4 protein-coding genes are annotated in these 15,931 nt (G+C 64.6%); all 4 read left to right on the top strand.

What is annotated here, in order from left to right:
- Positions 1–58: 58 nt before the first annotated feature.
- The 4 genes from OUZ30_RS11690 (at position 59) to OUZ30_RS11705 (ending at position 15,922) form a co-directional block, all read left to right on the top strand.
- Positions 59–997 carry a cupin-like domain-containing protein gene (locus OUZ30_RS11690; protein WP_266182490.1) on the top strand — a complete coding sequence of 313 codons (939 nt, stop codon included), beginning with the start codon at positions 59–61 and terminating at the stop codon, positions 995–997.
- Between the two features lie 253 nt (positions 998–1,250).
- On the top strand, positions 1,251–2,168 hold the full coding sequence (locus OUZ30_RS11695) for a cupin-like domain-containing protein (RefSeq protein WP_266182491.1): 918 nt from the start codon (positions 1,251–1,253) through the stop codon (positions 2,166–2,168).
- 51 nt (positions 2,169–2,219) lie between these two features.
- Positions 2,220–9,506, top strand: a complete 7,287-nt coding sequence (locus OUZ30_RS11700) for a hybrid non-ribosomal peptide synthetase/type I polyketide synthase (RefSeq protein ID WP_266182492.1) — start codon at positions 2,220–2,222, stop codon at positions 9,504–9,506.
- Positions 9,503–15,922 (top strand): non-ribosomal peptide synthetase, encoded by a 6,420-nt coding sequence (locus tag OUZ30_RS11705; protein WP_266182493.1) that lies wholly within the window; start codon positions 9,503–9,505, stop codon positions 15,920–15,922. The genes OUZ30_RS11700 and OUZ30_RS11705 overlap by 4 nt, the downstream gene beginning before the upstream one ends.
- Positions 15,923–15,931 lie beyond the last annotated feature (9 nt).

A 15,931-nucleotide genomic window follows, 5' to 3' on the forward strand; every position in this document is an offset into this window, starting at 1 on the left:
ATATCGACTCTGGAAACACGACTTAGCGACACGCTGGTTGCTTTCATGGGGGACGACCATGCTGGGCCAATTCATCTCACCCGCCGGCTATGCCGACATTCTGAGCCGTGGTCGCGCGAAAGAGATGCCACTGCTCGCACTGGCGCCGGAAGCCATGCGGACCGATTACAACCGCAAGCCCTTTCTGGTCGGGCATGCCCTGAGCGAACAATCGCTATTCGAGCTCGACCCGCTGTTTGCGCTATGTCGCCGGCTGCCACCGGAGCAGATCCTCTATCGCGTCGGAAAGATTCCGGGCGACACGCCGCTCGAGTCCTCGTATGACGATTTCAAGCAAGGCCTCACGCTCGAAGACGTGCTGCAGCACTTCGAGGAAAGGCAGGCCTATATCTGCATCAACAACCCCGAGCGCGACGCCACCTACAAGCCCATGATCGAAGGTCTGCTGGGCGAAATCGCCGCACAGACCGATCCGCTCGACCCCGTCATGAGCTGGTATTCCTCGTACATCTTCATTTCCGCGCGCGATTCGGTGACCCCGTATCACATGGACCGCGAAATGAACTTCCTGCTGCAGATCCGCGGCCGGAAGACGGTGTATTTGTGGGACCAGGACGACGACGAAATCATGGATTCCGAGCAGAAGGATCGCCTCCTCTCACGCATCGGTGGACGCCCGCCCTACCAGCCGTCGTTCGAAGCAAAGGCCCTGGCCTTCGCCCTGCGCCCCGGCACGGGTGTGCACCATCCGTTTATCGCACCGCATCGCGTGCATACCGGCGCGGAACTCTCCGTGTCGCTGGCGCTGACGTTCCGCACGCGGCAATCGGACATGTGGACCGACGCGCACCGCTTCAACGCCCGTATGCGGGGGCTGGGGCTGCGCCCCGCGCCGGTTGGACGCCATGTCTGGCTGGACCGCGCCAAATGCAGCCTGGCTCGCGCTGGTCAACGCCTGCATCGCATGCTTGGGGCCACCCAGCACGACGCTGCCTGAGCAAGCCGGTATCAACTCCCTTGAGCAAGGCTTCGCCTTCCCACCTGGGGCATAGGCAGTAGGGAATAGGAGCAGGAATAGCCGGGATGGACTAGGGAAATGCCCAGGCGTTCGGCCGACAATCACGGTAAATCCACGATGTCGGCCGCGTCTCTTGCCTGCGCCACAGGGCCGCAGACACTGCGTAATCAAGCCACGGGGGCTCTCGTTCCGACATCGGTCACGACTACACCGCGCTGGGGAGGTGTCATCCATGTACGCCAACGCTTCTGCGTTAATCGATATGGATTGGGAGTCATTCGATCCATGGCGACCGCAGGCGGTCCGCCATCGGCTTACTGAACATCCCTTGCTGCAGCCCGATCAGCTGGTGGCACTGGGCAAGCGCTTCGAAGGCACGACGCATCTGTTCACCTTCAACAACCAGGCTGGCGCGGACGCCAACTTTGACGAAGTCGCGCGCATGTACCCGAACCGCCGCTCGGTCACCGAAACGCTGCAACAGATCCATTTGGCCAAGGCATGGATGCTGCTGCGTCACGTGCAGGCCGACCCGGCCTATCGGGAACTGATCGACACCGCGCTGGACTCGATCCAGCCCGCGATCGAACGCCATGACCCAGGTATGTATTACCGGGCTGGCTGGATTTTCGTGGCCTCTTCTCACACGACGACGCCTTTCCACATCGATCGCAACCACGGCATCCTGCTGCAAATACGCGGCGCCAAGAAGGTGTACGTGTGGGATCAGGACGATATCGAGGTATGCAGCGAGTGTGCTCGCGATAGTTTCCACTCAAGCCACAACCTCGACCTGGTCAAGTGGCATGAGGAATTTCGCGAACGTGCCCACCTGTTCGAAGTCGGTCCCGGCATGGGTGCATATATCCCCATCACCAGCCCGCACATGGTGGAAACGGGCACCGAACCTTCCATCACCATCAGTCTCACCTACAGCACTCGCGCAACGCGCCATAACGCGATGGAGCATGTGCTGCACGATCTGCTGCGCCGCCATGGCATGTCGCCACCGCCCGTGGGCAATAACAAACTGCTGGATGAGCTCAGTTACATCAGTGAATCCGTCCTGATCGCCATGCGCGGGGTGGGCAGTCGACCGCCCGCCTGCCCGTCCTTGGCGCGCAACACCGCCTATGCCGTAGCCGATTGAGTGGCCCCGTCGCCGTAAGCGCTCGTCGCTGACTTCAACATAGTGAATGCCATGGATATCAACAGGGACGCCACTGGGGAAGACGGAATCGCCGCCTTGCGGTTGTTTGATGTGCTTCCTTGTCCGCACGGCAGCACAGCGAGCGACTGGCTGCGCTGCAGTTATGACCTGGGTGACGATTACCCGGCCCCGATCGGTCCCGTGGTCGCATTGTGCGCAGCCCTTGCCTTGGCCGAGTCGTGTCTTAGCGGCGCCGACGTCATTACCGGCAACGTATCGACCTCCCACGGTGCTTACCAGGTAAGTATCAGAGTTCCGCGCGATATGCGCCGAAACGCGTGGATGGAGGAAGTCGCCGCCGCACTGGCCGACGCTTCCAAGCCCGCCGCGCCTGCTGCCTGGCAGGTGCTCCATGATGATGGCATTGACGAAGAATCCGCAGCGCATACGTACAGCCATTGGCGCCTGCGCAGCATTCCCTCGGCGCATTTGGAAGCGACGTTCCGTTCGCCGTTCGATGCCAACGCCATCGATCTGTTTGCGGGCTGCGTGAGGCGTGCACTGACGGCACTGCTCGCTGCGGACGATGTGCCCCTGGCATCGATCGACGTGATCGACGCCGCCGAGCGCGATTGTCTACTGCACCAATGGAATGCGACGGCCAAGCCCCGTCGCCCTGATGACACGGTGCACGAGCTGTTCGCCGACGTGGCCAAGCAATACCCATCCCGAGTCGCCATCGAGGCCGCAGACGGCACACTCTCCTACGCGGAGCTCGATGCACGTGCGAATCGTATCGCGGCCGGACTCGCCGCCGCAGGCGTGAGGGCGGGTACGACGGTTGCCCTGCTGCTGGATCGCTCAGCCGAGGCGATCGCCGTGATGCTTGGCATCCTCAAAGCCGGCGCCGCGTACCTTCCGCTGGATGCAAATCACCCCGCGGAACGCCTGGCCTTCACCATCAACGACGCGCAGTCGGCCTTGGTCATCGCGCCGGCCGATACGCAGTCGCTACCCGGCATCAACGCAGCCAGGGTGACTGCAGCCCAGCTCGATACAGGCGCTCAGGCGGCCGGCCTGCCGGCACTCGATGGTGAGTCGCTCGCCTATGTGATGTACACCTCGGGCTCCACCGGAACCCCGAAAGGTGCGCAGATCATGCACCGTTCGATCATCCGCCTGGTACGCGATGTCAGCTACGTCGACTTCGGCGACGCACCGCGACTGCTGCATGCCGCTCCACTCGGTTTCGATGCATCGACCCTGGAAATATGGGGCGCGCTACTGAACGGTGGCACGTGCATCGTGCATGCCGAACGCATCCCCACCGGCTGCGGCTTGTACCGCACCATCCAGCGGCATGACGCGCACATTGCCTGGCTCACGGCGGCCCTGTTCAACGCCATCGTCGATGACGATGCCAGCCGCTTGCAAGGACTGCGGCAATTGTTGATTGGCGGCGAGGCCTTGTCGGTGCCGCATGTACTCAAGGCTTACGCCGCGCTTCCCGACGTCGTCATTATCAATGGCTACGGCCCCACCGAATGCACCACGTTTTCCACCACGTTTGCGATACCCCGCGCGTTCGATGCGCAGGCGCGCTCCATACCCATCGGCAGCCCCATCGCCGATACCACCTTGCATGTGCTCAATACACAGGGAGAGCTGGTTCCTGTTGGCGTCGCCGGTGAACTGTATATCGGTGGTATCGGGCTGGCGCGCGGTTACCTGGAACGCCCCGAGCTGACGGCGGAGCGCTTCGTGCCCGATCCCTTTGGCGGGCCCGGTGATCGCCTCTATCGCACGGGCGACCTGGTGCGTTGGCTGCCGCAAGGCGTCGTCGAATTCATAGGCCGTGCCGACAATCAGGTCAAGATTCGTGGCTTTCGCATCGAACTCGGCGAGATCGAAGCCGCCTTGCAACGCGCGCCTGGCGTGCGTGCCGGCGCTGTGCTGGCACGCGAGGATCGACCGGGTCAGAAGCGCCTGGTGGCGTACTACGTCGCCGATGACGCCGCGATCAGCGCGCGTCACCTGCGCGAACAGCTTTCCCACCACCTGCCCGAATTCATGGTGCCGGCCATCTATTTGCGGCTGGAGCGCTTCCCGGTGACCCAGAATGGCAAGCTCGATCGCCGAGCGCTGCCGGCGCCTGACGGTAGCCGCCCTGAGCTGACCGACGCCTACATGCCCCCAGTCGGCCCACGGGAACAACAGCTTTGCGAGCTGTTTGCCGAGGTGCTTGGCCTGGATCAGGTTGGGCGGAATGACAACTTCTTCGACCTCGGCGGCAATTCCCTGCTCGCCGTGCGTACGCTGGCGCGCATCCACGCCGAGCTATCGGATCGACCCAGCGTGGCCGCCTTCTTCGGCGATCCCACGTCCGCCGCCCTGGCGGCGCTGATCGAAGGTCGCGACAGCCGTTCTGCACTCGCATCGCGGATCGCACGTGGTCGTCAGTCGGATAGCGGCGAGCCGATCGCCATTATCGCCATGGCCGGGCGCTTCCCCGGTGCGGGCGATGTGGAAACGTTCTGGCAAAACCTCTGCGACGGCCGCGAGTCGATCACCTATTTCAGCGCCGACCAGCTCGATCCCGCTGTGCCTGCCGCCGATCGCATCGACCCCGCCTACGTCGCCGCACGCGGCGTGATCGACGGCGTGGAGGATTTCGATGCAGCCTTCTTCGGCATGTCGCCGCGCGAAGCCGAGCTGACCGACCCGCAACAGCGGATCTTCCTGGAACTGTGTTGGGAATGCATGGAGCGCGGCGGTTACGTGCCGGACGCGCACGAGGTTCCGGTCGGCATCTTTGGCGGCATGCACAACGCCACCTATTTCCAGCGCCATCTGAGCACGCGGCCCGACCTGATCGAGAAGCTTGGCGCATTCCAGGTCATGCTCGGCAACGAGAAGGACTACCTGGCCACCCGCGTCGCGCACAAGCTCAACCTGACCGGCCCGGCGATCAGCATGAACACCGCCTGCTCGACGTCGCTGGTGGCGATCTGCCAGGCCACGGCCGCGCTGCGCGCGGGGCAATGCGATATGGCCTTGGCCGGCGGCTCTTCCATCACCTGCCCGCCGCGCAGCGGCTATCTCTCGCAGGAAGGCTCGATGCTATCGCCCGACGGGCACACGCGCACGTTCGATGTCGACGCCAAGGGCACGGTGTTCAGCGACGGCGCCGCCGTGTTGCTGATGAAGCGCCTCTCCGATGCCGAACGTGACGGCGACGACATCATCGCGCTGGTTCGCGGTATTGCCATCAACAACGATGGCGGCCTCAAGGCCAGCTTCACCGCGCCGAGCAGCGCCGGCCAGGCCGCCGTGATCACCATGGCACTGGCCGATGCCGGCGTCGATGCCCGCTCGATCTCCTATGTGGAAGCCCATGGCACGGCGACGCCGTTGGGCGATCCCATCGAGATCGAAGGGCTTACTGCAGCCTTCCGCCAAAGTACCGACGAACGCGGCTTTTGTGCGATTGGCTCGGTGAAGAGCAATGTGGGGCACCTGGTCATGGCCGCGGGAGCGACCGGCGTCATCAAGACGGCGATGTCATTGCGCCAGCGCGTCCTGCCACCGTCGCTGCATTTCCGCGCCACCAATCCCAAGGTCGACTTCGCCGGCTCGCCCTTCGTGGTGAACGAGGCGCTGCGCAACTGGCCAACCAGCGGTGAACCGCTACGCGCCGGCGTCAGTTCGTTCGGCGTGGGCGGCACCAATGCGCACGTGATTCTGCAAGAGGCGCCGCCGATGCATCCTTCGGAAGCCGCCGACGGCCCGCACTTGCTGCTGCTTTCGGCGCGCTCCGGTTGCGCGGTCGCCAACGCCGCTGACCGGCTGGGCGCACACCTCGAGACCGAGCCCGGCGCCAATCTCGCCGATGTCGCCTATACCTTGCTGCATGGACGCAAGGCCTTCCAGCAACGCTTGCATGTCGTCGCGAACACGCCCGAGGATGCCGTGGGCCGGCTGCAACAGGCAGCCTCCGCATCTCCACGCGCGGCATCGAGTCAGCCCCCCGGCGTCGTCTTCATGTTCCCCGGCCAGGGCTCGCAGTACGCCGGCATGGGCCGCGCGCTATACGACACCGAGCCGGCTTTTCGCGCCGCCATCGACGAGTGTGCGCAGGCCCTGCTCGACGACCTGCCCTTCGATCTGCGCGAACGACTGTTTGCCGATGATGCCAATGCGCTGCGCGAAACCTCGCTCACTCAACCCGCAACGTTTGCCATCGAGTATGCACTGGCCAAGCTCTGGATGAGCATGGGCATCCGCCCCGTCGCGATGATTGGCCACAGCGTCGGCGAATTCGTGGCTGCGGTGCTGGCCGGCGTGATGCGCCTCGGCGACGGCGCACGCCTGGTGGCGCGCCGTGGCCAGCTGATGCAGGCACTGCCACCCGGGTCGATGCTTTCCGTACGCATGGATGCCACGCAGCTGGCCGCGCGCCTGCCCGCAACCCTGCAGCTGGCGGCTGAAAACGCGCCCAACGCCTGCGTGGTCAGCGGCACTACCGACGACATCGAAAGCTTCCGCGCCGCGCTGGAAGGCGACAGTATCGCCTGCCGCCTGTTGCAGACCTCGCACGCCTTCCACTCGGCCATGATGGAACCGGCGCTGGAGCCGTTTCGGCAGGAAGTGGCCAGGGTCGCGTTGTCGACACCGAGCATCCCTATCCTTTCCACCCTGACTGGCGACGTGCTCGGCGACGATGAGGCCATGTCGGTCGATTATTGGACGCGGCATCTTCGCGGCACCGTGCGTTTCTCCTCGGCGCTGCTCACCCAGCTCGCACAACCCCAGCAGGTGCTGCTGGAAATCGGACCACGCACGGCGTTGACCACGCTTGCACGGCAACATCCACAGAGCCGCTCTCACATCGTGGTGCCCTCGCTCGCCGACTCGCCCACCAACGAGCGCAGCGCGTGGCTCGATGCCATGGGTCAACTGTGGTGCGCAGGCGCCAGCGTCGACGTGGCCAAGCTCGATCGTCGCCAGCGCCGCCTGCGCGTGCGCCTGCCGACTTATCCATTCGAGCGCAAGCGCCATTGGGTCGACGCGGGGACCTTTGCGGCCGCATCGACTGCCACGACGGCAGCCATCGCGGTCAACCCCGTAGCAGCGAATGTCATTCCCTTGTTCACCACGCCATCTGCACCTCTCGCGGAGAGCTCCATGGATGCCAACCTCACCGGCGCGACAGCCGGCTCTGCACGCCCTACCCGACTCATCGCCCAGCTCACCGAGTTGTTCGAAGACGTGTCGGGCGCCGAGTTGCAGGGTGCTGACCCGACATCAGGCTTTGTCGAGCTTGGCCTCGATTCACTCGCCCTCACCCAGGTCGCCCTGCAATTGCAGAAGACCTTCGCGCTCAAGATCACGTTTCGCGAATTGATGGAGTCGTTTTCCACTTTCGAGCGTCTTGCCATGCATATCGATCAACTGTTGCCGCCGGATACCAGCGCACAGGCCGCGCCCTTGCCAGCAGCAGCGGCCGCCACGCCGATGGCCGCCCCGGCCGCTATCGCCGCCCAGCCCATGGCAGGCGGCAACCTGATGCAGGAGGTGATCCAGCAGCAGATGTTGATCATGCAGCAGCAACTCGCGCTGTTGGCTGCAGCAGGCACCGGTGCACCGATGGTGGCGGCCGCCGCTATGCCCCTGCCGGCATCGAGGCCGACGCAAACCGTCGCGGCAACTGCGCCATCCGTCGCGGCCGAGGCGCCAACCAGGCCAGCCGACGCACCCGTGCAGGATGAGGACGCGGCTCTCGCGCATACCACCTACGACGTCAAGAAGGCCTTTGGCGCTATTGCGCGCATCCACTCCACCCACACGGAACTGACCGAGCGCCAGCGTGCGCGGCTCGACGCCTTCATGCGTCGCTATATAGACCGTACCCGCGCCTCCAAGGAATACACGCAGCGCCACCGCGACCACCTCGCCGATCCGCGCGTGGTGAACGGGTTCCGGCCGTTACTCAAGGAAATGATCTATCAGATCGTGGTCAACCGCTCCAAGGGATCGAAGGTATGGGACCTCGACGGTAACGAGTACGTCGACGCGCTCAACGGCTTCGGCATGAATCTTTTCGGCTGGCAACCGGCGTTCGTGATCGATGCCGTGCGCCGCCAGCTCGACGCCGGCTACGAGATTGGCCCGCAGCATCCACTCGCCGGCGAAGTCGCCGAGCAGATCTGCGAGATCACGGGATTCGATCGCGCTGCGCTGTGCAACACGGGCTCCGAAGCCGTGATGGGCACGGTGCGCATCGCACGGACGGTTACTGGTCGCGATACCTTGGTGATCTTCACCGGCTCCTACCACGGCATCTTCGATGAAGTGATCGTGCGCGGCACCAAGAAGCTGCGCTCGGTGCCTGCCGCACCCGGCATTCTGCGCAATACCTCGGAAAACGTACTGGTGCTGGACTACGGCACGCCTGAATCACTGGCCATCATCCGCGAGCGCGCGTCCAGCATCGCCGCCGTCCTCGTCGAACCCGTGCAGAGTCGCCGTCCGGACTTCCAGCCACGCGACTTCCTCAAGGAGCTACGCGCCATCACCGCCGATGCCGGCGCCTTGCTCATCTTCGATGAAGTGGTCACCGGCTTCCGTGCGCACCCGCGCGGCGCCCAGGCCGTGCTCGGCATCGATGCGGACCTGGCCTCGTACGGCAAGGTCGTCGGTGGCGGCTTCCCCATCGGTGTGATCGCCGGCAAGCGTCGCTATATGGATGCACTGGACGGTGGCGGCTGGCAGTACGGCGACGCCTCGATTCCCACGGTCGGCGTGACCTATTTTGCTGGCACGTTCGTGCGCCATCCGCTCGCCTTGGCGGCGGCGCATGCCGTGCTCGATCACCTCAAGACCGCCGGCCCCGCCCTGCAAGAGCGGCTCAATGCCCGCACGGCCTTGCTGATGGATGAGCTCAACGCGTTCTGCGCTGGCGTAGGTGCGCCGATCAAGCTGGTGCATTTCGCGTCGGTGTGGAAAACCGGCTTTACCGAAGACCACCCGCTGCAGGATTTGCTGTTCGCCATGATGCGCAGCCGTGGCATCCACGTGCTGGACAACTTTCCCTGCTTTTTTACCACCGCGCATACGGAACAGGACTTCATTGCCATCGCCAAGGCCTTCAAGGAATCCGTGCTGGAGATGCAGGAAGCCGAGTTCCTGCCACGTCGCAAGACCGTCGAGGCGCTGACCTTCGACGCCAGCCGCCCACCGGTCACCGGCGCGCGCCTGGGCAAGGACCCGGACGGCAACCCGGCCTGGTTCGTGCCCAATCCTGATGCGCCAGGCAAGTACATGAGGGTCAACGCATGAGTCCGAACGACACGACAGCCGCTCCGGTCGCCGTCGACTACGATCCGTTTGCCGGCACCACGCTCGCACGCGTGGCGCCTACGCTGGAAACACAGCGCGAAATCTGGCTTGCCAGCAAGCTGGAACCCGAGGCCTCGCTGGCCTACAACGAGTCCATCTCGCTGCGCCTGCGCGGCGCGCTCGAGGTGCCGGCCTTGCAGGCTTCCTTGCAGCAACTGGTCGATCGCCACGAGGCACTACGCGCCACCTTGAGCGCCGAGGGCGAAGAGCTCTACATCGCCGCGCAGCTGATGGTCGCTTGCCCATTGCGCGACGTGTCCGGACTTACCGCCACTGAGCGCGAGGCGGAGGTTGCGAACACCTTGCATCACGTCGTCACCACGCCGTTCGATCTCGAGAACGGCCCCCTGGTGCGGGCGGAAATACTGCAACTCGGCCCGCAGGATCACCTGCTGGTGTTCACGGCGCACCACATCATCTGCGATGGGTGGTCGTTTGGCGTCATCGTGCGCGATCTGGCCGCGCTGTATGCGCTGCAGACCGGCCATGGCGATGGCGCGGGCCCGGTTGACGGGTTCACCGATTTTGCGCTGGCGGAAGCGAACCGCGCGAACACAGACGAAGGTCAGGCCGCCGAACACTATTGGCTGAAGCAATTCACCGGCGTGAGCTCCTCACTCGACCTGCCTACCGACCGACCCCGTCCACGTCGACGCACGTTTGCGTCCCAACGCGAGGACTACACACTGGATGCCGCCCTGGTCGCCGACATCAAGCGCATGGGTGCGCATCGCGGCGCCAGCCTCTATGCCACCCTGCTGACGGGGTTCGGTCTGCTGCTGCAGCGATTGAGCAGCCAGGATGACGTCGTCATCGGCATCCCTTCCGCGGGACAGGCTGCGGGTGGGCACGACGCGCTGGTTGGCCACTGCGTCAACGTACTGCCGCTGCGCGTGGCGATGGATCGCACAGCGCCTTTTTCAACCGGGCTCGGGCAGGTGCGCGGTGATTTGCTGGATGCTTTCGAGCATCAGCAATACACTCTTGGCAGCCTGCTCGCGCGTCTCGCGCTCCCGCGAGATCCCAGTCGCCTGCCGCTGGTCAGCGTGCTGTTCAACCTCGACCAGGCACTGGATGAGCGGACGCTATCCTTCCCCGGCCTCGAGTTCGACTTCTCGGGCAATCCGCGTGCATTCGAGAACTTCGAGCTGTTCGTCAATGCCGTGCAGGTAGCGAGTGGCGTTCGGTTGGAATGCCAGTACAACAGCGATCTGTTCCGCGGCGAGACCATTCGCGGCTGGCTCGATGCGTACGAGACCCTGTTGCGCCACGCGGTCACTGCACCTGACGCCGCCGCAGGCACACTGGGGCTGATCTCCGCATCCGCGCAGCGCGCCTTGCAGTCGCTGCAGCCCGCACCCACCCCCTACCCCGAGGCACAGCTCGCGCATCAGTATTTCGAAACGCAAGTGGATGGCGCGCCGGGCCGAGCCGCCGTCAGGCATGGCTCTACCGAGCTGAGCTATGCGGAACTTGAAGCCCGAGCCAACCGCATCGCACACGTGTTGCGCGAGCGCGGCGTGGGCCGTGGTTCGCTGGTCGGGCTCTCCCTCACGCGCGGCACCGACATGGTCGCCGCCGTGTTGGCCGTACTGAAGTCGGGCGCTGGCTATGTGCCACTGGATCCGTGCTTCCCGGCCGATCGTCTCGCCTTTATGGCGGAAGATGCCGCACTCGCCGTCCTGGTGGTGAGCGACAAGGTGCCCGCCGCCTTCGATTTCCCCACCTCGCGCGTGCTGTCGCTAGCGGCGGATGCCGCGGAGATCGAGAGTGCGAGTCCGCAACGACCTCAGCGCGATGATCGGACCGCCGCGCCGGATTCCGTCGCCTACCTGATCTTTACCTCCGGCTCCACCGGCCGCCCCAAGGGCGTGCGCGTGCCCCATCGCTCCGCTTCGAATTTCCTCACCAGCATGCAGCGCGTACCCGGCATCGACCAGGACGACCGTCTCATTGCCGTCACCACGCTGTCGTTCGACATCGCCTTCATGGAGCTGATGTTGCCGCTGAGCGTCGGTGCCGAAATCATCGTGGCCGACCACGACGATGTGCGCGACGGCGCCGCGCTGCGCACCCTGGTCGAACGCAGCGGCGCCACCATGATGCAGGCCACGCCCGCGGGTTGGCGCATCCTCGTCGAATCGGGCTGGAATGGCCGCCCGGATTTTCGCGCGGTCTCCGGTGGCGAGCCGCTGCCGCTCGATCTGGCCGAGGCCCTGCTCACACGCTGCGGTGAAGTGTGGAACGGTTATGGCCCCACCGAGACCACGGTGTATTCCACCTATTGGCGCGTCGAGCAACCACGCAACGGGATTTATATCGGTCGCCCCGTCGCCAATACCTTCGTGCATATTCTCGATGAGCTGGGTGCGCCCTGCCCGCTGGGCGTACCGGGCGAGATCTATATCGGCGGCGCGGGTGTCGCATTAGGTTATCTGAATCGGCCGGAGCTCACGGCGGAACGCTTCCTCTCCGATCCATTCGCCGACACGCTCGAAGCGCGCATGTACCGCACCGGCGATCGCGGCCGCTGGCTGGCCCAGGGTCAGCTCGAACACCTGGGTCGCCTGGATTTCCAGGTCAAGGTGCGCGGTTACCGCATCGAGTTGGGCGAAATTGAAGCCGTGCTTGCCGATGTGCCGGATGTGGCGCGGGCCGTGGTGATGGCACGTGAAGACCGTCCCGGTGATGTGCGCCTGGTGGCCTATGTGGTGCCACGACAGGGCGCCGCGCTGGACGAGGAAACACTTCGCGCCGCCATGAAACGACGCCTGCCCGAATACATGCAGCCGCAGCACGTCATGCAGCTGGAGTCGGTACCCCTGTTGCCGAACGGCAAGATCGACCGCAAGGCCCTGCCTGCGCCGCCCGTGCAGTCGGTGGCCGCCGGCACGGAACGAGTCGCCCCGCGCAACGACACCGAGCAGCGCGTCGCCTCAGCCATGGAAACCGTACTAGCCTTGCCGGAACTCGACGTACGCGACAACTTCTTCGCGCTCGGCGGTCACTCGCTGCTGGCGGCGCAGCTTACCGCACGGCTCAATCGCGACTTCGGCATAGCGCTATCGTTCCGCACCTTGTTTGACGCGCCCACCATCGAAAGCCTGGCGGCCGCTATCGACACCCAGGTCGCCAGTGGTGCCGCCACGGCCGTGGCGCCCATCCAGCGTCGCCCCACGCAGGAGCGCGCGCCGCTGTCATTGATGCAAAAACGTCTGTGGGCATTGGAAGAGCTGCAACCGGGACGCGTCACCTATAACGCACCTTCGGCACACCGATTGCGTGGGCATCTCGATGAAGCGGCGTTCGAACAGGCCATGCAGGAACTCACGCGCCGCCAACCCATCATGCGCACAGCCTTTCGCCACACCGGCGACGACATCGAGCAGATCGTCGAAGAAAGCGTCGATACACGCCTGTTCCCAGCCGAAGATCTTTCCACGCTGCCCGAGGATGAGCGCGATCGCGTGCTGATGCGGCGTCTGCAGACGCTCACCGACACGCCGTTCGAACTCAGCCGGGCGCCCCTGTTCAGCGCGCGCATGTTCCGCCTGGGCGAAGACGACCATGTGTTCTTCTTCATGCCGCACCACATCATCTGGGATGGCTGGTCGTTCGACATCCTGTATGCGGAACTTTCCCAGCTGTACCGCGCTTTTACGCAAGGATCGCCTTCGCCGTTGGCGCCGCTGCCGGTGAGCTATGGGGACTTTGCCGCATGGCATGCGCAATGGTTGGAAACCGAACCGTTCCAGTCGCAGCTCGGCTACTGGCGCGAGCGCTTGACCAAGGTGGAGGAAACCCACGCGCTGCCCACCGACCACGTCCGGCGCCCAGGCATGTCCGGTGTCGGCCGTACCGAGTGGATACGCGTACCGAAGGAAGCCACGGAAACCATGCACGGTGTCGCCCGCCAGGCCGACGCCACGCTCAACATGACCTTGCTGGCCTTGTACTACGTCTTGCTGAGCGGCATGACGGGCGAACAGCATCTGGTGATCGGCACGCCGGTGCGCGGTCGCAACCAGACGGAAGTCGAGTCGGTGATGGGTTACTTCAACAACCTGTTGCCGCTGCATGTCAGCGTGGATCCGTCGCTTTCCTTCCTCGACTTCGTGCGGCAGGTGCGTACCATCGCCATCGAAAGCTTCGGCTATCCGGACGTGCCACTGGAATATCTCCAGCGCGAATTGCGCAGCGGTCATGGCAATGGCGCCGTGCTTTACCAGGCGCTCTTCTCGTTCCAGGACGCGCGCCAGCGCATCGTGGACTGGGGCGGCCTCAGCCATGAGCAGATCCTGTTGTTCCAGAGCGGTGCCACCGAGGACCTCGGCCTGTGGTTCCTGGAAAACAACAAGGGCATGCTCGGTGGCGTCACCTACAACGCCGACATCCTGCAAGGCGATACCGCACGCCTGTTGCGCGACCGCTACCTCGCGCTGATGGCCCGAGTCAGCGAGAACCCCGCGCAATCGATCGACTCGCTCAACGCCATCAGCGCGGCCGAGTTGGAGCAGGTTCGGCAGTGGAATGCCGCACCAACGTCTTCGCCCGTTGCGGACCACGTGATCGCGCTGTTCGAAGCGCAGGTGGACCGAGCGCCTGATCAGACCGCCGTGCACGCTGGCAGCTGGGGCACGCCCTATGCGGAACTCGAACAGCGCGCCAATCGTATCGCCAGCTGTCTTCGCCAACGCGGGATCGGCGCGGGCATCGCCGTGGGCCTCTGCGTCGAAGCCGGCCTCAACCGCGTGGCCAGCATGCTCGGCATTCTCAAGGCAGGCGGCAGTTGTGTACTGCTTGATCCGACCGATCCGGTGGCGCGACTGCATGACATCATCATCGACGCGGAAATCGACCTGCTGGTGGGTGAGGCTTCCCTTGAAGCGACCCTGGGTTGGCCGCGCATGAAGGCTCTGTGGCTCGACGCGGATACCAGCGAAATCATCACCGCGTCCAGCGCCCGCAACGAAGCGGGTGGCGTATCCCAAGACACCGTGGCTTTCGCCCTGTACGGGCGAGGACCGACCGGCCAAGCGCTGGGCACGGCCATCACTCACCGTGCGCTGGCCCATCTGCTAAACGGACTCAAGGACACGCTGGGCATTAGGGCGGGAGATCGCGTACTGGGCACCGCGCCCTCGGTCACCGGCATGTCGATCGTCGAGGGACTGCTGGCGCTTTGCAGTGGCGCGAGTTTCGTCCTGGGCAATCCGCATGACACGATCGATGGCCCGGCGCTGGCCGAGCTGGTGCAGGACATCGACGCCCATGTGATGTTTGCCACGCCCACCACCTGGCAGTCGCTGCTTGCAGCCGGCTGGCCCGGTAACCCTCAGCTCAAGGCCGTGTGCTTTGGCGAAGTACCCAGCCCGGAACTTGTCACCACCCTGGTGGCGCACTGTGGCGGCCTGTGGAACATCTTCGGTACCGACGATGGCGCACTCGTGGCGAGCGCAGGTGCCGTCGAGCGCGCCAGCGACAGCGTCCATAGCGGGCGTCCGCTGGCCGGCGCCCAGGTGTGGATCCTCGACCATCAACAACGTCCTTGTCCGGTTGGAGCCATCGGCGACATTGTGTTGGGCGGTGACGTACTCAGCCAACCGTTCGGTTGTCGCACCAAGGCCGCGAACCGAGGTTTCCTGACCATAACTCAGGCAGCCTCGCCGCTCGTGCAGACGGGATTCCGTGGGCGTTGGCTGGCCGATGGGCATCTGCAGGCGATGGGTCGTCTCGATCGCCGCCTCGTCGTGAGCGGACGCGATGTGGAGCCGGCCGCGATCGAAGCCCGCTTGTTGGCCTATCCGGGTGTGGCGCAGGCCATCGCCGTGACCCGGACGGATACTTCCGGCAGCCCACAGATCGATGCCTATGTCGCCGCCGAAGCGAACGTCGAGCTTGATCGCGATCGACTGCGCATCGCACTCGCCAACACGCTGCCTGACTACGCCATGCCGCGAAATCTACTCATTCTCAAGGCCATGCCGAAGACGGCCCGCGGTGAGGTGGATGTGTCCGCACTGCCGATGCCAGACCATCGTTCCGACGATCTCGCGGCGCTCGCCGTTCAACCGAAGACGCCCGACGAACAGAGGCTCGCCACCCTGTGGTGCGAGTTGCTGCATCTCACGCAGGTGCACACCAGCGACAACTTCTTCGACATCGGCGGACATTCGCTGCTGGCGGTGGAAATGGCCGCGCGAGTGCAACGCGAGACCGGCGTGCGACTGAATCTGCTGGATATTGCCAACGGCAGCTTAGGCACGCTGGCGGCGGAGCTGACCAACGCACCACTTCAACCGGAAAAGCCGGCACCACTGGGGCAGCGTTTGCGTAACTTGTTCGGGCGACGCTGATATGAACGC

This window comes from Dyella humicola, from assembly GCF_026283945.1.
GTDB classification, from domain to species: Bacteria; Pseudomonadota; Gammaproteobacteria; order Xanthomonadales; family Rhodanobacteraceae; genus Dyella; species Dyella humicola.